The sequence below is a fragment of the Acinetobacter sp. 1542444 genome (assembly GCF_000581835.1).
GTDB lineage: Bacteria > Pseudomonadota > Gammaproteobacteria > Pseudomonadales > Moraxellaceae > Acinetobacter > Acinetobacter pittii.
The window spans coordinates 204,521-228,146 of sequence record NZ_JEYA01000001.1 but is presented as its reverse complement, the minus strand read 5'-3'; the positions used below and the strand labels follow the sequence as shown (position 1 = coordinate 228,146).

At 39.6% G+C, this 23,626-nt stretch carries 19 protein-coding genes; 5 read left to right on the top strand and 14 right to left on the bottom strand.

The features are described 5' to 3' along the window. Positions 1 to 140: 140 nt before the first annotated feature. Positions 141 to 1,358 (bottom strand): CaiB/BaiF CoA transferase family protein, encoded by a 1,218-nt coding sequence (locus J580_RS05525; protein WP_032003375.1) that lies wholly within the window; start codon positions 1,356 to 1,358, stop codon positions 141 to 143. Between the two features lie 331 nt (positions 1,359 to 1,689). Here J580_RS05525 and J580_RS05520 point away from each other — a divergent pair, with 331 nt between their 5' ends. Then, on the top strand, positions 1,690 to 2,841 hold the full coding sequence (locus tag J580_RS05520) for an acyl-CoA dehydrogenase family protein (protein ID WP_017385556.1): 1,152 nt from the start codon (positions 1,690 to 1,692) through the stop codon (positions 2,839 to 2,841). A 61-nt stretch (positions 2,842 to 2,902) separates the two neighbouring features. Then, complete coding sequence (locus tag J580_RS05515) at positions 2,903 to 4,153, top strand: MFS transporter (protein WP_017385555.1); 1,251 nt, start codon at positions 2,903 to 2,905, stop codon at positions 4,151 to 4,153. A 215-nt stretch (positions 4,154 to 4,368) separates the two neighbouring features. Here the strand turns inward: J580_RS05515 and phnX are convergent, their stop codons facing one another. From phnX to J580_RS05480, 7 genes are all read right to left on the bottom strand, one after another. Continuing rightward, positions 4,369 to 5,184, bottom strand: a complete 816-nt coding sequence (gene phnX, locus J580_RS05510; protein WP_017385554.1) for a phosphonoacetaldehyde hydrolase — start codon at positions 5,182 to 5,184, stop codon at positions 4,369 to 4,371. 35 nt (positions 5,185 to 5,219) lie between these two features. Beyond that, positions 5,220 to 6,407, bottom strand: coding sequence for a 2-aminoethylphosphonate--pyruvate transaminase (gene phnW, locus J580_RS05505; protein ID WP_032003374.1), 1,188 nt, complete (start codon positions 6,405 to 6,407; stop codon positions 5,220 to 5,222). 26 nt (positions 6,408 to 6,433) lie between these two features. Beyond that, a complete protein-coding gene (locus J580_RS05500) occupies positions 6,434 to 7,588 on the bottom strand; it encodes a TIGR03364 family FAD-dependent oxidoreductase (protein WP_032003373.1) in 1,155 nt (384 codons plus the stop codon). Positions 7,589 to 7,690: 102 nt separating this feature from the next. Next, positions 7,691 to 9,400, bottom strand: a complete 1,710-nt coding sequence (locus tag J580_RS05495; protein WP_032003372.1) for a putative 2-aminoethylphosphonate ABC transporter permease subunit — start codon at positions 9,398 to 9,400, stop codon at positions 7,691 to 7,693. Continuing rightward, a complete protein-coding gene (locus tag J580_RS05490; protein ID WP_032003371.1) occupies positions 9,394 to 10,596 on the bottom strand; it encodes an ABC transporter ATP-binding protein in 1,203 nt (400 codons plus the stop codon). The genes J580_RS05495 and J580_RS05490 overlap by 7 nt, the downstream gene beginning before the upstream one ends. Before the next feature lie 22 nt (positions 10,597 to 10,618). Beyond that, on the bottom strand, positions 10,619 to 11,656 hold the full coding sequence (locus J580_RS05485) for a putative 2-aminoethylphosphonate ABC transporter substrate-binding protein (RefSeq protein WP_032003370.1): 1,038 nt from the start codon (positions 11,654 to 11,656) through the stop codon (positions 10,619 to 10,621). Positions 11,657 to 11,747: 91 nt separating this feature from the next. Then, complete coding sequence (locus J580_RS05480) at positions 11,748 to 12,470, bottom strand: UTRA domain-containing protein (RefSeq protein ID WP_014206422.1); 723 nt, start codon at positions 12,468 to 12,470, stop codon at positions 11,748 to 11,750. Between the two features lie 1,240 nt (positions 12,471 to 13,710). Here J580_RS05480 and alr point away from each other — a divergent pair. Further along, positions 13,711 to 15,003, top strand: coding sequence for an alanine racemase (gene alr / locus J580_RS05475; RefSeq protein WP_032003369.1), 1,293 nt, complete (start codon positions 13,711 to 13,713; stop codon positions 15,001 to 15,003). Between the two features lie 149 nt (positions 15,004 to 15,152). On the opposite strand, the gene pobA is transcribed toward alr, so the two are convergent. Further along, on the bottom strand, positions 15,153 to 16,367 hold the full coding sequence (gene pobA / locus J580_RS05470; protein WP_032003368.1) for a 4-hydroxybenzoate 3-monooxygenase: 1,215 nt from the start codon (positions 16,365 to 16,367) through the stop codon (positions 15,153 to 15,155). Between the two features lie 141 nt (positions 16,368 to 16,508). Between pobA and pobR the strand changes: the two genes are divergently transcribed. Further along, positions 16,509 to 17,324, top strand: coding sequence for an IclR family transcriptional regulator PobR (gene pobR, locus J580_RS05465; protein ID WP_017385546.1), 816 nt, complete (start codon positions 16,509 to 16,511; stop codon positions 17,322 to 17,324). 56 nt (positions 17,325 to 17,380) lie between these two features. On the opposite strand, the gene J580_RS05460 is transcribed toward pobR, so the two are convergent. Further along, entirely contained in the window at positions 17,381 to 17,977 is a 597-nt protein-coding gene (locus J580_RS05460) for an FMN-dependent NADH-azoreductase (RefSeq protein WP_032003367.1), read from the bottom strand. A gap of 98 nt (positions 17,978 to 18,075) precedes the next feature. Here J580_RS05460 and J580_RS05455 point away from each other — a divergent pair, with 98 nt between their 5' ends. After that, on the top strand, positions 18,076 to 18,978 hold the full coding sequence (locus J580_RS05455; RefSeq protein ID WP_032003366.1) for a LysR family transcriptional regulator: 903 nt from the start codon (positions 18,076 to 18,078) through the stop codon (positions 18,976 to 18,978). A gap of 66 nt (positions 18,979 to 19,044) precedes the next feature. Here J580_RS05455 and J580_RS05450 read toward each other — a convergent pair whose 3' ends face one another. The 4 genes from J580_RS05450 to J580_RS05435 all read right to left on the bottom strand — a co-directional run bounded on the left by J580_RS05450 (position 19,045) and on the right by J580_RS05435 (position 23,622). Then, positions 19,045 to 19,428: a carboxymuconolactone decarboxylase family protein gene (locus tag J580_RS05450; RefSeq protein ID WP_000064100.1), complete on the bottom strand. Its 384-nt coding sequence runs from the start codon at positions 19,426 to 19,428 to the stop codon at positions 19,045 to 19,047. Then, on the bottom strand, positions 19,425 to 20,882 hold the full coding sequence (locus J580_RS05445) for an NAD-dependent succinate-semialdehyde dehydrogenase (RefSeq protein ID WP_032003365.1): 1,458 nt from the start codon (positions 20,880 to 20,882) through the stop codon (positions 19,425 to 19,427). Before J580_RS05445 ends, J580_RS05450 begins: the two co-directional genes overlap by 4 nt. Before the next feature lie 138 nt (positions 20,883 to 21,020). Continuing rightward, positions 21,021 to 22,190, bottom strand: coding sequence for a hypothetical protein (locus J580_RS05440; protein ID WP_032003364.1), 1,170 nt, complete (start codon positions 22,188 to 22,190; stop codon positions 21,021 to 21,023). Positions 22,191 to 22,215: 25 nt separating this feature from the next. Then, positions 22,216 to 23,622, bottom strand: coding sequence for a purine-cytosine permease family protein (locus J580_RS05435; RefSeq protein ID WP_032003363.1), 1,407 nt, complete (start codon positions 23,620 to 23,622; stop codon positions 22,216 to 22,218). Positions 23,623 to 23,626 lie beyond the last annotated feature (4 nt).

Below are 23,626 nucleotides of genomic sequence, written 5' to 3'. Positions count from 1 at the left end.
TATTTTTTCTATAAATAGCAAAAGAGCAAACATCCGAGTCTGCATCTAAAAGATAACTTCATTTAACTCATTAAAGCGAAAGATTAAATATTTTATTTTCTGATTTTAAATATAATTTTAACCTTCCGCTTTTAAGCCACCTACCCAATTACGCCCTTTTCTTTGAGCTCAGCTAGTTTTTCAGGAGAAACTACTCGACCTAAAACCGCCTGCGTATGTTCTCCCAGCAGCGGTGGTGCTGTTTTGTATTCAACAGGTGTTCTAGAAAGTTTGATTGGTGACCCAATTACCTTCAGTTTTTCACGCTGAGGATGGTTCATCTCGACTAACATTTCTCGGGCAATGACTTGCGGTTCTTGAAAAGCTTGTTCTAAGTTATTAATCACACCGACGGGAACTTTAGCGGCATAAATTGCATCTACCCATTCATCTGCTGTTTTTGTTAAAAAGTGAGTTTGTAAAATCCCGATAATTTCATCACGATGCTTGATTCGGTCCGCATTTCGAGCAAAACGTGTATCATTTGGTAAATCGGGTAAACCAATACTTCGACAGAGTTGAATAAACTGAGTGTCATTTCCACACGCGATAATAAAATCACGGTCAGAAGCTTTGAACACTTGATAAGGCACAATATTGGCGTGTGCATTGCCATAACGCTTAGGGATATTACCCGATGAAAGATAGTTCATTCCCTGATTTGCCATTGTGGCAATTTGAACATCAAGTAAAGCCATATCAATGTATTGGCCTAAACCTGTCACATGGCGGTTGAGTAAAGCAGCCTGTATGGCAATCGTAGAATAAAGTCCTGTAGCTAAATCGGAAAATGCGACCCCTACTTTTTGTGGACCACCGCCCGACAAATCATCACGCTCACCTGTAACTGACATGAGTCCCCCCATGCCCTGAATAATAAAGTCATAACCGGGCTCTTCTGCTCTTGGGCCATTTTGACCAAAACCTGTTATCGAGCAATACACCAGTTTAGGGTTAATCGCAGATAAAGACTCATAGTCCAAACCGTACTTTTTTAAAGACCCCGCTTTGTAGTTTTCAATCACGACATCGGTGTCTTGAATGAGGGCTTTAATCAATTCTTGACCATCAGGACTGGCAATGTCGATGGCAACCGATAGTTTATTGCGGTTAGTGGACTGATAATATGCAGCTTCTTGAGTGTCTTGGCCTGAGTCATCTTTCATCCAAGGTGGCCCCCAAGAACGGGTGTCATCACCGACTTCCGGTCGTTCAATCTTGATTACTTCTGCGCCTAAATCGGCAAGAATCTGTCCACACCAAGGTCCAGCCAATACCCGACTTAAGTCAAGCACCCGAATTCCATTTAAAGCACCCATCTTTATCCTACTATATTTTGTGAATCATTTCCTATAGGAAAACTTATCTATTTAAAATTTCGCATAGCGATATATATTTTTAATATACACAGCTCTTTTGAAAAATCAAACTTTAATTTTCCACTAAAAATAATGATTTTTTATAAGAAAATATAGCTTAAATAAATCAATAAATTAGCCAAACATAAATCAACAACAAAGTATCGCATTGCGAAATTAATTTTCAAAATATATTGTTTTGCGTTCATCCTTTGATTACTATCGCTTCAAATATTGGTGATTTTACGAACATCACATTGATGTTTTCTGCATGTAGTAAAAGGACGAGACTATGATTCGAGATCAGGAAACCTTAAATCAACTTGTTGATATGATTCGACAATTTGTTGAAGGTGTATTAATTCCTCATGAGAATGAAGTCGCTGAAACGGATGAAATTCCTCAAGATATCGTTGAGCAAATGAAAGCTCTCGGTTTATTTGGTTTAACCATTCCTGAAGAGTACGAAGGTCTTGGCCTGACGATGGAAGAAGAAGTCTATGTGGCTTTTGAATTAGGTCGTACCTCTCCTGCTTTTCGCTCTCTCATTGGGACCAATAATGGCATTGGCTCAAGTGGCCTGATTATTGATGGGACCGAAGCACAAAAATCATTTTTCTTGCCACGTTTAGCACGTGGTGAAGTGATCAGTTCTTTTTGCTTAACCGAACCGGATGCAGGTTCTGATGCTGCCTCTTTAAAAACCACCGCTGTAAAAGACGGTGACTTTTACATTTTAAATGGTACTAAACGCTTTATCACCAATGCTCCTCACGCTGGTGTATTTACAGTCATGGCACGTACAAACCCTGATATTAAAGGCACTAGTGGTATTTCTGCTTTTATTGTCGATAGCCAAACTCCGGGCATTTTTCTTGGCAAACGCGATAAAAAAATGGGGCAAAAAGGCGCACATACCTGTGATGTGATTTTTGAAAATTGTCGTATTCCTGCTTCGGCACTCATTGGTGGTGTTGAAGGTGTTGGTTTTAAAACTGCTATGAAAGTACTCGATAAAGGCCGTTTGCATATTGCGGCTTTGAGTGTCGGCGCAGCAACACGAATGCTAGACGATTCTTTAAATTACGCCATCGAACGCAAGCAATTTGGACAACCGATTGCCGAATTTCAACTCATTCAAGCCATGCTTGCCGACTCAAAAGCTGAAATTTATGCAGCTAAATGTATGGTCTTAGACGCTGCACGCCTACGCGATGCAGGTCAAAACGTTAGCACCGAAGCCTCATGCGCAAAAATGTTTGCAACAGAAATGTGTGGCCGCGTTGCTGATCGCTGCGTACAAATTCACGGCGGCGCGGGTTACATCAGTGAATACGCCATTGAACGTTTTTATCGAGATGTTCGTTTGTTCCGTCTCTATGAAGGGACCACTCAAATTCAACAAATGATTATTGCCCGAAACATGATTCGCGTTGCGTCTTAATCAAATTTTAAGCGCTTCAAAACGACTTGAAGTGCTTTTTATCAAATGTAGGTAATGGATTATGGCTACAAATTACAAAGAAGGTCTTTCCCGTATACAGCCTCATACGTGGAAAATAGCATTTATTTTTGCATTTCTAGCACTGTTGGTAGATGGGGCAGATTTGATGCTACTGTCTTATAGCTTAAATAGTATTAAGGCAGATTTTGGATTAAGTTCAGTACAAGCAGGTATGCTTGGCAGTTTCACATTGGCAGGCATGGCTGTTGGTGGGATTTTTGGGGGATGGGCGTGCGATAAATTTGGTCGCGTGCGCATTGTGGTTATTTCTATTTTAATTTTCTCACTCCTCACCTGTGGCTTAGGTTTCACCCAAAGCTTTCTTCAGTTTGGTATTTTAAGATTTTTTGCATCACTGGGTTTGGGTTCACTTTATATTGCCTGTAATACCCTCATGGCCGAATATGTCCCAACCCGTTACCGCACCACAGTACTGGGTACCCTACAAGCTGGCTGGACGGTTGGCTATATTGTTGCGACCTTACTTGCAGGCTGGATTATTCCTGATCATGGCTGGCGCATGCTGTTTTATGTTGCGATTATTCCTGTTGTTATTGCTTTCCTCATGCATATTCTTGTACCAGAACCAGAAGCATGGCAAAAGTCTCGACTACAACAACCTGTTGTGGCTCAAAATGCTCTAAAAACCTCGGCATTTAAGCTTATTTTCCAAGATAAACGAAACCGTAATATGTTTATCCTATGGGCGCTAACGGCAGGCTTTTTACAGTTTGGCTACTATGGCGTAAATAACTGGATGCCTTCATACCTTGAAAGTGAACTCGGTATGAAATTTAAGGAAATGACTGCCTATATGGTAGGTACATATACCGCGATGATTTTGGGTAAAGTTCTTGCGGGCATGATGGCCGATAAATTAGGACGTCGTTTTACCTATGCTTTTGGTGCAATCGGCACTGCTATTTTCCTACCTTTAATTGTTTTTTATAACTCTCCAAGCAACATTTTATATTTACTGGTGACCTTTGGTTTCCTCTACGGCATCCCGTATGGCGTAAATGCCACCTATATGACCGAAAGCTTTGCAACAGCAATCCGCGGTACAGCCATTGGTGGTGCTTATAACGTCGGACGTTTAGGTGCTGCTTTAGCCCCTGCAACGATTGGTTTCTTAGCCTCTGGCGGTTCAATTGGTTTAGGTTTTGTCGTGATGGGTGCTGCCTACCTAATTTGTGGCGTGATACCAGCCCTATTTATTAAAGAAAAATTATATGACCCTCAAAAGTCATAAAAAGATCTATCACATAGGTCATATGCCTATCTGATTGATGGTGCTAACAATCGAAACATGTGTTTTAAATCGTTAGCCGGAAATAAGGAATTTACTCCTCAAAGTTACTCCTTATTTCCACATATGTAGAGTGTATCTACTCTTCATTTTAATTTTTTAGGTAAGCTTAGCTCCCAAGGGAGCTAAGCTTAAAAATATATAAACCTAAACTTTGTTTAAGGTCGTTCACCCTGCCCCAAACGGCGTTCAATATCATCGAGTACATTTGGCAAATCAGCGACACTATCAATCACATAGTGAGCACCCGACGCATTCATTTTTTGGTATGCCTTATCTTTTAGCACAATCTGTTCATCAGCCGATAATGCACTCCACTCTTCATAGCTCAAGCCGACTTCATTACCACTAATCGCAAGTCCTACTGTCCAGCACCCTGCGTTTAAACCTTCGTCAATACCCACCACGGTATCATCTACTTTTACAACGGTTTTAATATCGGATACATCGAGTTGAATTAAGTTCTTCCACAACATTTCAGGATATGGACGACCATATTTCACGTCACTTGCCGTAACGATACAGTCCGGTCGATAGCCCTGATCGGCAGCATCTTTGACCAAACGACCAATCATCATGGATGCATATCCTGTATTACTACCAATTTTTGCACCACGCTTTTTAATATTTTCAAACGTTTCTAATGCACCCGGAATTAAAGCAGAACATTTCGGAATAGAATTTAACTGGTACGGAATAAAGTCTTTATATAAACGGTCAATATCTGCTTCAGTTGCCGCCTGACCATATACTTCCTGCCATGCAGTCGCTACACGCGGCATTTTTAAAACTGCTGCAATATGGTCACGTTTTTCTAAACCCATTGGCGCACGCGCCTCTTCGACCGTAATTTCAATTTTATTGTCTTTAAATAAAGCCATAAAAGCCAAAATCGGTGCGCGTGAACCAAAATCTACAGTTGTGCCAGCCCAGTCAAAAACTACAGCCTGAATTTGTGTATTGTTGGTCGTCATGGTGTATTCCCTTTAATTCAAATGTTTAATAAAAATTATGCTGTTACAGCTTGATTTAGATGGTTTTCACAGTAGCTCGCAATCGCAGCAAGAAGCCCTTCAATGTCATGAATATAAACTTCGCCAATATTGCCAATACGGAAGCAGTTGAGATCGGTGACTTTGCCCGGATAGATCACATAGCCTGATTTTTTCAGGGTTTCATAAAATGACTGAAAGCTAAATGACTTGGCTATTGGGTAAAGAAAAGTGGTAATGATGGGTGATTGTGGGCACTCTTCACCGAGTACCAATTCAAAGCCCAGTTGTTGCATACCTTGCGATAAAGTTTGTTGGTTTTGTAAATAACGTTGATAACGTGCAGCAACACCGCCTTCTGCCTCAAGCTCAAGTAATGCTTGATAAAAAGCACGTACCACATGGGTTGGCGAAGTAAAACGCCATTTACCATTATGCTGCTCCATCGTATTCCACTGGTCATACAAATCGAGACTGACCGAACGAGCTAAACCTTTACATGCTGCTAGGCAATCACGCTTTGCCAAAATAAAACCAAAGCCCGGAACACCTTGAATACATTTATTTGCACTTGAAATTAGAAAATCAATTTCAAGCTCAGCAATATCCATAGGCACACCACCGAATGAACTCATGGCATCCACAATCCAGATTTTTCCTGCTGCTTTAACTAAACGGCCTATCTCTTGAATTGGATTTAAAATACCTGTGGTGGTTTCACAGTGCACACAAGCAACATGGCTAATGGTTTTATCTTCTAAAACGCGCTCAATCTCTTGTAAATCTGGTGAATGGGTTTCTAAATAGTTCAGTTCTACAACTTCAATATTTAGGCAACGTGCCATTTGCACCATACGTACACCATATGCGCCATTATTAATGATCAAGATTTTGCCATCACGTGGAATAGCTGAACCAAGCACAGACTCCACAGCAAAACTTCCACTGCCTTGCATTAACACAGCCGTATATTTTTCAGGTTGACTGGTTGCCAAGTTGACCAGTCGATTACGAATATCTTGTACCAGCGAGTTGTATTCTTGGTCCCAAGTACACCAGTCTTTTTGCATGGCACGGCGTACTGTTGCCGATGTTGATAATGGTCCTGGAGTAAGAAGCAAATACTTGTTCTCTAAATCCATATCGAGTTGGGGTTGCATGTTCATAATGTTACTCATTTCTTTCGCGTTCATTTCAATATACACCAATCTGGTTTAAACCAGATTACAAACTAGTAAATATTTTGTTCTAATATTTCTTTCATAAAGCCAGCCCCTGTAGTCATGCCCTTACCCGCAATCGCACTCACCAGAAAGATATTTTTTTCGGCTTCAGTGACACAGGCCAACTCATGTTCATGAGTCAGGTAATAACCATTCCAACGTTTTTGAATTGGAGGTAAAGTCAGCCCTAGTTTTTTGTAGCAGTAAGCTTGAATAAACTCATTAATCTCTTCACGCTGCTCGAACTGAGGCGCTTCATTAATCGGATGGTATTCGTGACTATCGCCCACGATCAGTTCACCAAATTCGTTTTGTTTAATCAGAATATGAATACCGAATTCTTTAATGAAACCTTGTTGTGACGCTTTAACCAACTCAGTATGACTTGGGCAAATTTCAAAAGCTTGATAACGTGAAATAGATAAACCTGAATAAAGAGAAGCATTTAAGTTTTGGTGAAACCGTTGTGTCAGAGCCATTTGTAGGCCACAACGTTTCAGATTTAAACTTTGTAAGAGATCTGGATATAAAACATCGATGATTTCACCGTGACAGATCAAAACTTTATTTGCCCGATATGCCTCGCCACTTGCCAAACGAACCTGACAAATTTCATGTTGATATTGGGTTTGAACGACACAAGCATTGGTATAAATCTTTACGCCTTTTCTTTCGGCATATGCCAATAGTCGCTGCCCAACCACATGCGGTTCGACCGAATAATCTTCTTCAAAAACCAAGCCGCCTTGAAACTGCTGCTCGGGGTTTAAATAAGAAAATTGGGTGATCAGCTCATCATGACTCTGTAAATGCACAGGTATTTGATAGTTACTTGCACGCTCGGCAAACTCATTTAAAACCTGCCATTCAAGTGCAGTGTTTGCCAGATAGACACCTTGGCATTGAGCAAAGGAAATATCGGTTTCAGCTTGAATACGCTGATAAAAAGAACGCGTTTCAAGCGCGTACTTTCGCCACTGTTGCTCTGGATGGGTTAATGTCGAAGTTCCGACCATGCCGAAATTACGACGAGTTGCCCCCACAGGCTTGGCATTTTTCTCGAAGATACAGACTTTTAGGCCTTGTTCTTGTGCCTGTATGGCAGCGGACAAACCTAAAATACCGGCTCCGACAACAATTAAATCAAACTGTGCGTTATTCATAGGACTTCCAATTCGCGAAATTTAGGATGAATAAACCCTTGCCTTGTTGAACAAAGCATTTTCATTTCAGTCGGTTAAATAAAAATTGTGTTTAGCTAAAACTTAGTGAGCGCTTTCACGCCATTGCTGACTTCTTGCCATAATTTTTCTGGTAAATAACCAGTGAATGAGTTTTACAATACATGAGGTGGTTAAAATTAGAATGCTCATGGCAACAGCAGCAACCGTGTCTCCCGCATCATCCATATTTAAAACGGCTACCGCCGCTAAACTAGTGTCTGGTGAATAGAGGAAAATGGCAGCTGACACAGTGGTCATGGCATTCACAAAAACATAGACCGACACATCGCATAGCGCTGGAAAACACATAGGCAAATACACTTTCCAAAAGGTTTTCCACTTTGATGTTCCTAGAGTTTGTGCTGCCTGATCGAGCTGTAGCGGAATCTGTTTAATGGCATTGGTTAAAGTGAGATGTGGCACGGTGTAATAATGCACGATGGTTGAAATCACCAAAATGGTCATGGTTCCATACATCACATTTAACGGGTTACTTTGCTGGTTAAAAAACAAAATGTAGGCAATACCTAGAACCAATCCGGGCACAGCGAGTGGCAGTAAAACCAAAGCTTGTACATAATTTTTAATAAGTGGATGTGCTTTAAAACGTTCGGTTAATAGCGCCACCATAAAAATCAGTGCTGTTCCAAAAACCGTACTAAAGAGTGCCATGCGAACCGAGTTAAAGTACGCTGCCCAACCGCCGCCATCGACATATTCAAAACTGTAATGTGCTAAGGTCAAAGACAAATCATAAGGCCAAGACTGAATGAATGAAGCCAGCACTGCCGTAAAGATAATCAGTAAAATCGCACCTGAAACTAAACCACAAAATAAGCCCAGAACGACTTCAAGTTTTTTATTCGATGCTGAAACATAGGGTTTAGCCTGAAAAGCTTGAAACCGTGCATGGCGTTTGCTTTGAATACGATCGAAAATAAAGACGAACACTGCTGGTAGCAATAACAAGATGGAAATTACCGCACCCATGCTCATATTTTGCTGACCAATAATCTGTTTATAGACATCAAGCGCCATCATGTTAAATGAACCGCCAATGACTTTTGGAATACCAAAATCGGTCAACACATAAATAAAAGCCACCAGACTTGCACTAATAAGCCCATAGCGAATTGCAGGTAGCGTGACGTGGTAATGTGTATTCCAGATATTTTTACCTAGCGACAAAGAGGCTTCAATTAAACGCTGATCGACACTGCGAAAAGACACCATCATCAACATCAACATTGCTGGAAATAGCCAAAAGCAATAACTGATTAAAATACCGATTGGGCCATAAATTTGTATATCGCCCAGTAAAGGTTTAAACACACCTTGCTTACCAAACAAATAAACCAATGCCAAAGAGGGCAAAAGTGACGGCGCTAAAATCGGTAAAAAAGCGACCAGTTTAAAGAAGCCTTTGCCTTTTATATTCACATTGGTGAGTGCAAAAGCATAAATACTGGCAAGAAATACTGTAATGACAGTAGCAGCACAAGCAACCCACACCGAGTTAAATATAGAGCTGAGTAAAGCTGGACTTGCAAAATAATTATAAAAATTTTCAAGGCCAACAAAATTTTGATTTTCATCAAAAAATGCGGTTTCAAACAGCATCATTAAAGGAGCAATAATTGCTAAAGTCAAAGCGATTGCGACGGCAGCTAAAGCAATATTTGATCTTAATGAATATTCAGTTTTTCGACGCGGCTGTGTTTTTAAAACCGCTGAAGCAGCTTCATTTAACATAGTGCGTACCCTTGTTCGTCAAAGACATGAATGAGCTGATTAGGCACTTTTATAAACATGAGTTCTTGCAAAGATGTAAACTTCGTATTTTCAATTTCAATTTGCAACAGGTGTTTTGCCTGCTCAATTCCATCGATATGAATAGCGCAAAACAAACGACGTTTTGCGCCTAAAAATTCAGTGCTTATTACTTTAACTGGCAAATACAACGACTCTTTATCACTACAAAAATCATCAACCAACTCGACAGCTTCGGGTCTAAAACCAATGTTGTAGTTTTGCCCAGCTTTAAGTTTTTGCTGCTCCAAATTTAAAGAAATAAAACCTAAAACTTCGAGCTGATTGGCGACTGAACAAGTGGCTGTCAAAAAGTTCATGGTGCCAATAAACTTTGCAACGAATTGGGTTTGTGGCTTGTAGTAAATATTGTGCGGCGTATCAATTTGCTCAATGACACCATGATTCATCACCACCACACGGTCAGAAATGCTTAATGCTTCTTCTTGATCGTGCGTAACCATGATGGTTGGTAAATTAAGCTTTGATTGAATCGAACGAATCTTTTGTCTTAGGTTTAGACGCACCTGAGCATCAAGTGCAGATAAGGGTTCATCGAGCAGTAAAATATCAGGATTCGGTGCAATTGCCCGAGCAAGCGCAACACGTTGCTGCTGCCCGCCCGACAATTGGTTTGGATATTTTTTTGCGATATCGGGTAATTCAATGAGTTCTAATAACTGTTGAACCCGTTGGCTACGCTGTGCCTTATCCCACTTTTTTTTATCTAAGCCAAAAGCAATATTTTCTTCTACATTTAAGTTTGGAAATAACGCATAGTTCTGAAACACAATGCCACAGTGACGCTTTTCAGCACTCAACAACGTAATGTCTGTGCCTTTTTTTATGACTTTTCCATAATCAGGTTTTTCTAGACCCGCAATTATGCGTAGCAAAGTGGTTTTACCGCACCCTGAAGGTCCCAAAAAGCTCACGAACTCGCCAGCTTTCAGGTCTAAATTAATATGCGTTAGAGCCTGAAAGTGTTGGAACTTTTTTTGGATATCCACCACTTCTAAAACCGAAGGGCCATGTTCAGGATACTTATAGGTCGTTAATGTCGATAATAAATGCCCTGCTAACTCACCCTTTTGGTTTTGACCTAGCAGCGATGATTGCAATGACGAAGGAATTTGCATAATGAGGCCCTTATCCCAAAGATCACTTTTCAAAACGCTTTGACCATTCAGCCAAAATACGTTCACGCTGCTCGGCTGACCAATAAAAATCATTTTTCACGAGCATTTGAGGAAGATTTTTCGGGAAGTCCATGGTGGTATTTTCAATGCCTTTATAGGCCACCATTGAAAAGTTGTGTGCATAGGCTTCATTTGCCGCTTTGCTTACCGACCAATTTATAAATTTCTGTGCACTGCTTAATTTCTTGGTTCCTTTCACAATTGCTGAGGCTTCCATTTCCCAGCCTAAGCCTTCAGTTGGATAAACCACTTCTAAAGGTGCACCCTCTGCTTTTAATTTAAAGGCTGGATAGCCGAAAGAAACACCAATTGGGATTTCGCCCTGTGCTGCCATCTTGCAAGGTTTTGAACCCGAATGAGGATATTGTGAAATGTTTTTATCTAAAGCCTGCATATAGTCCCATGCCTGCTTTTCGCCCCAAATTTGCATCCAAGCCGTGACATCTAAATAGCCTGTGCCACTCGAAGCCGGATTTGGCATCACAATCAGGTTTTTATAAATGGGGTTGGTTAAATCTTTCCAAGTTTTTGGAATTGGTAACTTACGCTTTTCTAATTCGACTTTATTGACACAAATTGCAGATTCCCATGCATCCATACCAGTCCAAGTCGGTACAGTTTTTTGGCTTATAAATTCTGGTTTTAAATTTTCAATGCCTTCAGGTTTAAAAGGCTCAAGCATGTCTTTTTTTTCCATGACCAGCAAACTGGTTAAAGCCACACCAAAAACCACATCTGCTTGTGGGTTTTTCTGCTCTGCCAAAAGTTTAGCGGTGATCACCCCTGTTGAATCACGTACCCATTTTACTTTTAGCTCTGGATAGGCTTTGTGTAATTCTTCTTGGTATTGCTTAAGCTGATCGGCTTCCACTGCCGTATAGACTGTAATTTCTTCTGATTGTTTTGATGTTGCTGATGAACATCCCATTTGAATAGCGACCACTACACCTAAAACTGATGCAGTCCCGAGTTTAATTGTCTGTTGAACATACTGTTTCATCTGCAAACCATCGAATGCAATTATTTGATGATCGTATTTCAACAGCTTTATATGACAGTTTAATTAATCTGGTTTAAACCAGATTGTATTTTTATGCTCGCGCTTCGAAATGTAAATCTAAAACATCATGTAGCCAATATTCTTGGTCAACATCGGTAATCACGCCCTCTTCATTTCTATTGCTACGGCAAATATATAAACCCAGCGCGCCCGTATTTACATGCAATGCTTTAGCCTGTTGGTCGGATAAAGCTGTTGGATAGAGGTTAATGTCAGCTCTGGTGATATGGCAATCATATTGATTTGCCATTAGTAAAGTAATCGATTGCTTGAGATCATGAGTTAAAAACTCAGGAAAAAGTTCGGCATTCACCCGTAAATGCTCAACCAAAACAGGTCGTCCATTAATACAACGACGTCGCCAAACCGAATAAATCGGATGCCCTTTTTCAACTTTTAAATGCTTGGCGTCCCAAGAAGTGGCCGTCGTTAGCTCACTTGAAATCACTTCGGTCGAAGGTTCATAGCCTTGTTCAATCACAAACTGATTAAAGTTTTTTGTCGATTGCGGGTGATAAATAATACGAGGAGAACGAACATACCAACCACGGCGGTCTAAACGATAAATCAAACCATCGGTTTCCAAAGCCAGCAAAGCTTCACGCGCAGCCACACGAGTAGTTTGGAATTGTTCAGAAAGCACTCTTTCCGAAGGGAGTTTTGCGTGGGCTTCTAATACGCCAGATTCAATATCGTGGGCAATTGCATCGCGGATAGGAATATATTTAGGTATGCGAGCTTGGTCCTGTTCCATACAAACTTAGAATTTATAAATAAAGAAATTAATAGCAATATACTGAAAAAATGTGACAAAAGCTTTTATTAATGCTGATCTTTTAAGCAAAATGCGTCCTATTCCCCGATTTTATCCCAATTCATTTTTTCATAAAAATGGTGGGTGTACCAATGGCTTCGAAAAACCTTCCTTAGCTCATTTGTTCATCAAGAAAATCGGCATGGCATAGCCATTACATCATATTTAGTTAGACACTTTTTAAGATAAAAATTCATATTTCTGTACGGACTCTTACACAGGAATTGACGGTTTGCACTAAAAATCAATATCACGCCTCCTATATTACATTCTTGTAGAATTAGAATAACATGATCAAGAAAAACCCAAATCATCCTAAGCAATAAAAAAATACACTCATCATCTTATATTTATAAAGTCTTAATATAAAATTATTCATTTAATAAAAACTAAAATATTAAGAAAATTCCTTAACTTCAAAACAAACATAAAATTTTAATTTAACCAAAACCTTAAACAATAAATCGAATTAAAAAAAGAATATAAGACACACCAGTTCATTTATTACACAAAACCACGCCCACACACCTACGGCTAAATAACACCCAATTATTCAATCAATCTAATTAATATTTTATTTATAAAATTTAAATTAACTTATGAAAAACTATTAAACACGATATTAGATGATTAAAATTGATACGACATAATCCATAACTTCTAAACAGCCTTAACAAACAAAAAAATAAATTTATGAAAAATATAGTTATTTTAATTTTTTGAATTCTATTGAATAAAATCGCGGATATTTATTCCTCCAATTTTTTATATTTTACCAACTGATAAAAAATACAATCAAATGTATTTAAAAAAATAAAAAAATCTTATGTAATAATAAAGTTAATTATTTACCAAATGTTATATTTTAAAAAATTTTATTAAAAACAGCACCAATAAATAGATTAAAAAAATAACATTCAAAAAATTATAATAATTTTTCTTCTTGTTTTTTTATGAATGTATATTTAGATTTAATTAAGATTAATTGAAATTAGATTTGCATTTTTTCAATTCAGTTTAAGCAAAATTAAACTTTACTTAATAGCGACTATAATATTTTAAGGAGAAAGTATTATTAAGACCAAATCGTGTGACATTTTAAATCAATTATATTTTAGTACTTAACCATAAAAATCCACCCAGTATTAAATTATATTTAGCCAGGAAAGATTAAAAACTCATGAAACTTGAAACAAAATTTTCTCATCTCGCTTATAGCTGTGCATTAATATTATTCGGTTCGGTGCAATTTACTCATGCAGCTCCCTTACTTACTCCTCATGTTACAAATGAAGTAAGTCCTGCTCCTACAGCTAATGCATGGATAGAAATTGATACTCAAGCTTTTGAAGATAATATTAAAAGGACAAATCAGTTACTTAATGGCAAAACACAACTTTGTATAGTCATGAAAGCTAACGCATACGGCCATAGTATTGACCTACTTATGCCAAGTGTTATGAAGTTAAACGTATCTTGTATTGGAATTACCAGTAATGCTGAAGCGGCTATGGTGCGCAAGCATGGCTATAAAGGCAAAATTACACGTTTACGTACCGCCACAGATAGTGAAATTATCAACGCACAAGCTTTAAATATTGAAGAGCTTTTAGGTAACTATGACCAAGCTGCCCGTATGTCTAAATGGGCAGAAGCGAACAATACAACTGTTCATTACAGCTTGGCTTTAAATTCGGGTGGTATGGATCGTAATGGTCTTGAAATGTCTACGGCTCTAGGCAAAGAACAAGCTGTTGCGATCACCAAACTTCCACATCTTAAAATTGACGGCATTATGACCCACTATGCCGTAGAAGATGAAAAATTTGTTCGTGAGCGTCTGGCGCAATTTAATGAACAAACCGCATGGTTGATTAAAAAAGCCAAACTGAATCGTAAAGAATTAACATTACATACAGCTAATTCATTTGCTACTGTAAACGTTCCTGAATCACATTTAGATATGGTTCGTGCAGGTGCAATTATATATGGTGATTTTCCTAATCACCCTGAATTTAAAGGCATGATGGCATTTAAAACACAAATTGCTGCAGTGAATAATTACCTTAAAGATTCAACTGTAGGTTATGACCAAACCTATACGTTGAAACGTGACTCTAGACTCGCAAACCTCCCTGTAGGTTATTCGGATGGCTACCGTCGTAGTTTTAGTAATAAAGCTTTTGTATTAATCAATGGACAAAAAGCGCCAGTGGTTGGTCGAGTATCAATGAATACTGTGATGGTTGATGTAACAGATATTCCAGAGGCCAAAGCAGGTGATGAAGTTGTATTATTTGGTCGTCAAGGCAATACAGAAGTTAAAACTAGTGATTTAACCAGCCTTACAGGCCATATTTTGACAGAAGCTTATATCCCGTGGAGTAACTCTAACCCACAAGTGATTAAACCCCTTCAATCTCAGCAACAAGTGATATTAACCAATAATAAAGTTGCGGCAAAGGCCAACTAAATTTTAGGTGAATTGATAGGTAGCCCTATATTTTGAAAAGTATCGGGCTACTTTATAGCCGAATCACATCTTTTAAGCGATTTTATTCCATCCAGTTTTTTACATAAAAAAAGAGCATTTGCATGCCCTTTTTACTTATTACCTAGTCTTTAGCTTGCATGCTTGAAACTATCAATTTGCTTAATCTCATAAGGCAAACCGACATAGTTTTCGGCCAATGTGGTTTTACCTGCGATCGAGCCAAGCACATAACTTAACTCGGCTTGTTTAATCTTATGATCAAACTCACTTTCAGTTTCAAAACGATGCAATAAATGAGTCATCCACCAAGAAAAACGCTCCGCTTTCCATACACGTTGTAGGCATTTTTCAGAGTATTCATTTATACCTTGCTCGGAACCTTCAACATAATATTCAACAAGCGCACTTGATAAATAAGCAATATCGGAAGCCGCGAGATTGAGGCCTTTTGCTCCAGTCGGTGGAACAATATGCGCAGCATCACCTGCTAAAAATAGTTTTCCGAAACGCATTGGCTCGGACACAAAGCTACGTAACGGCGCAATACTTTTTTCAATAGAAGGTCCTGTCACTAACTTTTCACGGCTTTCAGGGTCTAGGCGATTTTTTAACTCATCCCAGAACTTTTCATCCGACCAATCTTCGACGTGATCTGTTAAAGGGACTTGTAAATAATAACGGCTACGTGTTTCTGAACGCATACTACATAAAGCAAATCCACGCTCTGACTGTACGTAAATGAGTTCATCGGCTACAGGTGGCACATCGGCCAACACTCCTAACCAGCCAAACGGATAAACTTTTTCAAAGGTTTTAATTTTATCTTCTGGTACGCTAGCACGGCAGACGCCATGGTAGCCATCACACCCTGCTATAAAATCACATTGAATTTGAAAAGCTTTACCTTGATACTCAAACTCAACTTTTGGTGCAGTGTAAAAATCTTTTACTTGTACATTTTGAGCTTCATAAAATGAAGTGAGCTGCTCTGCTTCACGCGCAGTCATTAAATCTTTGGTGACTTCGGTCTGACCGTATACGGTTACTTGTTTGCCACCCGTGAGTGCTGCCAAATCAACGCGATGCAATTCACCATTGGTTAAGATTTCGATGCCCGAATGCGGTAATCCTTTGTCTTTTAGGTTTTGGTCAACGCCTGCTTGTTTCAGTAAGTCGACCGAAACTTGCTCTAAAATTCCTGCACGAATCCGTGAAGCCACATATTCAGCACTACGCTGCTCAACAATAATATGGTCGATGCCAGCTTTATATAGAAGTTGCCCAAGCAATAAACCTGCTGGTCCAGATCCAATAATTGCAACCTGTGTCTTTAATATATCCATAACTTCATCCTTGTTTCATCCTGACTTTTAAATTACTGGCTTTAAGTTTTGTGCACTATGTATCCAAGACGAAAATTACCGTTTATCATTGAGTTTGTCCGAATAGCGGACAGAAACAACCAAAATAACAGGAATGAAAGGATGCCTTCTCTCGATGCTTTTTTAGAGCACCCGAACTCGCATGAGAAAATTCGTCAAGAAGACTACATTGCAGGGTTAGCAAAAGGCTTGGCTTTGCTGGAAGCTTTTGGAACAGATCGCCAGCGGCTCAATGTCACTCAAGTGGCTGAGCGAACCGGTATTAGCCGTACAGCAGCAAGGCGTTATCTTAAAACTTTAAAATACTTAGGCTATTTAGAAACAGATGAACATTACTTTTGGCTCACGCATCGCGTGCTGCGCTTTTCGAGTTCTTATTTAAGCTCTGCCCATCTGCCTAAAGTTGCTCAGTCATTTTTAAATCTTTTGTGTGCGCAGACGTCTCTGACTTTTTCAATTGTGGTGTTAGACGATAACGAAGTGGTGCCGATTGCCCGTAGTTATTTACCGCAGCAAGATAATTTACGTGTTAGCCCGTATGGGATGCACTTAGGAAACCGACTCCCTGCCCATGCCACTTCCACGGGTAAAGTATTGCTGGCAGCACTCCCTGAAGAAGCTCAACACACATGGGTAAAAAATTATGGTTTAAAGCGTTTAACGCCATTTACCATTGTAGATGAGTCAAAGTTTTTTGAAGTACTTAAGGGTATTTCATTATCGGATTATTGTCTTTCCAAAGAAGAACATGAGCTTGGTGTGATCGCGATTGCAGTACCTGTTTTTAATGCACAAGGTCAAGCAATAGCAGCGCTTAACTGCATGTCTCAAACCAACCGTGTACAAGAAGATTATTTGGTTCAGCAAATTTTGCCATTGCTGCGCAACACAGCAAATGAGCTCAGAAATGTGATTTAAATAGACTTAGAAACTCTTGTGATCAATTAGAGGTACAAGAGTTTCAGTTCATGATTTTAAATGGCGAATCCTTTAACTTGCTGGTTTGCCAGATCTAATGAATTGTTACGATAAGCTTGCATGTCTAAGCCCTCTGCATAGACGAAATCGACGTCATGAATGCCCATTAGCCCTAACACAGCTTTGAGATAAGGCGTGACTGCCTCAGTTTCTTGGCCAACATGGATACCGCCCCGACTACTTACCACCACCGCTTTTACCCCTTCAACCAAGCCTTGAGGGTAAGTTTCGGTGTAGCGGAATGTTTGTCTTGCGCGTGCCACCAAGTCAAACCAGTTTTTGAGTTGAGTCGGGACATTTAAGTTGTACATCGGTGCGCCTATCACCAATAAATCGGCACTTTTTAATTCAGCAATCAATTCATCAGACAAAGCAACAATCTGCTGAATGTCTTGATTTACATTTTCAGCCCCACGAAGCGCCTGAAAGATTTCTAAATCTAATACAGGCAGATTCATTTCAGCTAAATTGTGTATGGTGATGTCATCTTGCAAACCTTGGTCTTTTCGATGTTCAAGCATGATATCAATTAGGCGATTAGTTTGTGAACCCTCACCCATAATGCTGGATTTTAATACCAATATTTTAGCCATGACTGTCTCCATGTTTTTGATGAAGCCATATTAACGCCACAATAAATTCAACAGTGGTGATATTATTTCTTATCATTGGTTCCTTTTAGGCAACAATCATGCAACATGAACTCAGTGCAATATCTATATTTGTGACTGTGGTTGAAGCTGGAAGTTTTGTAAAAGCTGCCGAGCAATTGCATTTAACTCGCTCAGCCATTAGTAAAAATATTGCTCGTCTTGAAGAACAGTTTGGTGTAGTTCTATTTAAAAGAACAACACGTTCACTCAGCATGACTGACGAAGGCGCTTTGTTTTATGAGCATAGCCGCCGAGCGTTAAGTGAAATACAAAATGCAGCAGCTTTATTAGACCAAGGAAAAATAAATGCAACAGGCCGTTTACGAATGTCTGTGCCAGTGCTGTTCGGGCAACTCTTTGCTACCCCACTCATGGTTAAATTTGCTCAGCAGCATGCGGACTTACAGCTAGAAATTTCATTTAATGATCGAAATGTAGACTTGGTCGAAGAAGGTTTTGATTTATGCATCCGAATTGGGGCATTACCTGACACCACTCAGCTCGTTGCCAAACCGATTGGTGAACATCGAATGCTACTTTGTGCCTCACCTGACTATTTAAATGAAGCAGGTCCCCTAGAAAATATTGAAGACTTAGACCACCACGCGACGATTGCCGATCCGCATTTTGGTCAAATGCAAAAATGGCGACTTCAAAAGGAAAATGCAGAACCTTTATTTATAAAACCCAAAGCAAAACTTCTTTTAAATGACTTACAAGCCATTAAAAATGCAGCGCTTGCTGGAGCTGGTATCGCTTGGCTACCCGACTGGCTCATTCAAAATGAATTACAGGAAGGTAAGCTCGTACAAGTGTTAGAAACCATGTCGAGCATTGCTTTTCCGATTCATTTGGTATGGCCTACACTGTCTTTTATGCCACTCAAAACCCGTCTTGCAATTGATTATTTAGCGCAGCATTTACCCCCTGAACTGAACTAATAAGCTTAAAATAAATAAGGCCTCGTCCACTTGAACAAGGCCTTTTTTAATATTCAAAGCCAATGTTTATTGCTCAGATTCAAATTCTTTAATTGCCTCTTTAGCAATTCGAAAGCTATCTACAGCAGCAGGCACGCCACAGTAAATTGCAACCTGCAAAAGCACTTCACGAATTTTCTCTTTAGGTACGCCATTTCGAAGTGCACCTTTAACATGTAGTTTTAATTCATGCGGACGATTTAAAGCTGAGATCATTGCCAAGTTAATTAAACTGCGCTCAGGCTTACTTAACTCTTCACGCCCCCAAACAGCTCCCCAGCAATATTCAGTGACTAGTTCTTGAAGAGGAAGATTAAACTCATCAGCATTGTTGATTGAATTATTTACATATTCTTCACCAAGAACTTGTTTGCGGATTGCTAAACCCTTTTCAAATTTTTCATTACTCATATATTCAATCCTCCAAACAAGGTGTATTTAATTTCCAGATAATCTTCAATACCGTATTTAGAACCTTCACGCCCCAAACCCGACTGTTTAATTCCACCAAAAGGCGCAACTTCATTTGAAATAAGGCCTTTATTCATTCCAACCATGCCATACTCAAGCTGTTCACTCATTCGCCAAGCACGGCCTAAATCTTTGGTATAACAATATGCGGCTAAACCAAATTCAGTTGCATTTGCCATTTCAACTGCTTGTTGCTCGTTTTCAAATTTGAATACAGCTGCTAGCGGACCAAACGTTTCTTGGGTTGCCACATCCATATCAGCGGTAACATCTGCAATCAGTGTTGGTTCAAAAAACAATTCACCCGCTTTATGCTTTTTACCACCAACCACAAGACGACCATTTTTATCTAATGCATCTTGAATATGAGCTTCAACTTTTTTCACCGCATTGGCATTAATTAATGGCCCAATGTCATACCCTGCTTCTAATCCATTACCAATATTAAAGTTTTGAATTTTTTGGCTTAAGGCAGCAATAAATTTTTCATAAATGCCTGCCTGCACTAAAAATCGATTGACGCATACACAGGTTTGCCCTGCATTTCTAAATTTGGCAATGAGTGCTCCCTCAATTGCTGCATCTAAATCGGCATCATCAAATACAATAAATGGCGCATTGCCACCCAACTCTAATGAAACTTTTTTTAAGGTTTTTGCTGAACGCTCAAGCAGCATTTTGCCAACTGGTGTTGAACCGGTAAAAGTAAACTTGCGTACGACATCACTTTCAAAAATCGCATCACCAATATGAACTGCATCACCTGTAATCACACTAAAAATTTCAGCAGGCACGCCAGCTTGCAGAGCTAAGTCCACTAAAGCCAAAGCAGTAAAAGGCGTTTCTGGTGCTGGTTTTACTATACAAGGACAACCTGCCGCCAAGGCTGGAGCAACCTTACGCGTAATCATGGCAGCGGGAAAATTCCACGGCGTAATAGCTGCAACGACGCCAATAGGCTGTTTATTTACAACAATACGAGCATCTGGATATGGACTCGGAATAATATCGCCATACACTCGTTTTGCTTCTTCGGCAAACCATTCAATAAAACTGGCAGCATATAAAATTTCACCCTTGGCCTCAGCTAAGGGCTTTCCTTGCTCACTCGTTAAAATAAAAGCCAATTCATCTGCATTTGAAATGATTAAATCGAACCATTTTTTTAAAATAATTGATCGATCTTTTGCTGTTTTATTTTTCCATAGTGGCCAAGCCTCTTTGGCAGCTTCAATGGCACGCTCGGCTTCAGCCTTGCCCATATTTGGGACAGTACCAATAACTTCTAATGTCGCCGGATTTAAAATTTCGGATGTTTGTTGATGGTCTGCATCGCACCACTTTCCAGCAACAAAGGCTTGCTGACGAAATAAAGCGAGTTCATTAAGCTGCATGATCATTATCCTATTGAGATCTTCTGCATTGATAGTGGAGCGATAGATAAATTAAATAGCTCACCATCAACTTTGTATTATGGCATACCAAAAATTAATTTAAAAAAATTTTCGGTATGCCCGAATGTTTAAATGTCTTTAAAAATAATAAAACAGCGTTAAGTTAAGCAACTTATTCCACTGGTTATCATCCCCTTGTGCCAATGAATCTTGAGTCCCACCAATGAACGGGTCATTTTTACTCATGATGTATTCAGCCACCAACGATAGCTGTTTATGGTCAATAGACACACCAATAATGTTACGGACCGAATCCTTCATATTGTCCTGATCTTTGTCGTACTGACTGTACATAAAGTACGGTGTAATGTTTCCGATCTGCTTAACATTTTTGAAAGAATAACCAACGTCTGCGGTATAGAACGTTCCTTTGTTCGCGACATAATATTCACTGTCGTAAGAGCCCATGAGCGACTGATTAGGATTAAGCTGGTCCTGATTAGTTACATCATTTTTACCGCCAGTAAGGGTCACATTAAAATTGCCATAATTGGCTTTACCAAAAAGTGCCCACGCATGACGGCGGCCATCACTCGAAGCAGTTTTATTTTCAATATCCGATGTCCAATATGAGCCACCGAGCTGTGTGGTTAAACCATTAACTCCAAGATTTATATCTTGAGTCACTCGGCCTACCCACATGTTCTTTTCTTGCAAATCGGTTTTGTTGGGGTCGTCTGAACTCACGTAGTTTGCAGTATAGCGACCTGAATCTTGGGTAGAGCCTGTGTAGTTTCCGCCATCTACCGCAAAATAACCCACATCAAACTTAGTTGCTGTCGGCAATTCAAAGTGATAATTCAAACCAAGATTATGAACATCTTCCAAACCTGCGGTTGTGCTCATACTTCCATATAGGCTATTACCCCAAAAACGTCCCGGCCCAAATGGAATTGGCTGAACCCCTGCCACTACCTGATCTGTTTTATTTAATTTGTACCCTACATAACCATCAATTAAGGTAGAAAAATCACATAGACGGTCATATTGATAACAACGGTATTCCGCATGACCAAATAACGGTCCACGCTCGTAGTCCAGTTTTAACTGCGCAGCATCAAAACGAATTTTTTGATCAGAAGCAGGCTCTCCATAGTGTTTATCTTGATAGTTAGCGCGAACATAGCCTGATAGGGTGAGCTTGCCGTATTCACCATCGCTATTTCCAAAACTTACACCTGCGTAACTTGGATAGATTACGGCCATCAATGCTGTGCTTAGAGCCACTTGTAAATAGCTTTTTTTCATTGTCGGATTCCTTTCACTACAATGCTTATTGAGGTAATTTTGCGTTTAATGCAGGTGCAGAACATTTAATCTTTCCTAGATTAAAGACGTAATACACCACCAGACTCACCACCAATCCAATGACCCAAGAAATATCCGCATCCGGAATTACATCGGCCAATGCACCTGTGAAGAAGGCATTTTTTAAGAACGGAATTTGTACCGCAATCCCAATGAAATAAGCCGTAAGCGCTTTTGCATTAAATTTGCCGTAAATACCACCATCACGTGCAAAGATGGATTGAATGTCATAAGACTTTTTATTCACGACATAGAAATCTAGTAAATTAATAGATACCCATGGGACCAAAATAAATAACAGGGCAAAAATCACATTCAAGAAGAAACTAATAAAGTTACTTGATGCCCAAAGTGCCGTTAAAGTCGCTAGAACTAATACAATGATTGATAACACGACTCGGATATTTCGGCTTGGCATCCACTGCCCTGCAAAAGTCTGAATAGAGGTAATACAGGAAAGAACCGCACCGTAGAGGTTCATGGCATTATGACCAATGATATTGCATAAGAACAAAATCATAAGGACATAACCGAATAACCCAGTGCCTGACTTTACCGCTTCCATGGCATCTGCCGTTGAGCCAATACTGACCGCAATCGTACCAAATGCCATCGCAAAAATAGTTCCTAATGATGCGCCTAAATAGGTAAAGATAAATGGCTTATAAATACCAATCGACTTCGGTAAATATCGTGAATAGTCTGAGGTATAAGGCGAGAAACTAATTTGCCATACAGCACACAAACCAAACATGGCAAACCAGCCTTTCATATTGAAAGAGCCTTTGGCGAGTACATCTGCATTAATATGCGGCACCATAATCATGAGGCCGATGAGCAACGAACCACCCATAAACCAAGTTCCAATTTTATTGAACTTATGAATAAAGTGGTAACCGATCACTCCTATTGTGGTTGCTGCAATTGCACCAATGACAGTCGCGGCTGGCACTGGAATGGCAGGAACAACGGTATGCAGGGGTTTGCCTGACAAAATAATGTTAGAGATGAAAAAACCTAAATAAATAAGGGTTGTAAACAATACAACCAGCAATGCCCCATAACGCCCAAACTGTGCGCGGCTCTGAATCATTTGAGGAATGCCGACCTGCGGACCTTGTGCAGAGGTTAAGGCCAGAATCGCTGCACCAAAAAAATGTCCGCAGCAGATCGCAAGCAATGCACTTACAATATTGAGGTTAAACGTTAAAATTGACATTGCACCCGTAATGACGGCAAGCGGTGCAATATTGGTACAAAACCATAATGTGAATAAATCGCGAACTTTCCCATTACGTTCTGAGGGAGCAACATAATCAATGGAATGACTTTCGATAGCGAAAGCATTATTGCTATTTTCGTTTTGGCTCATATCC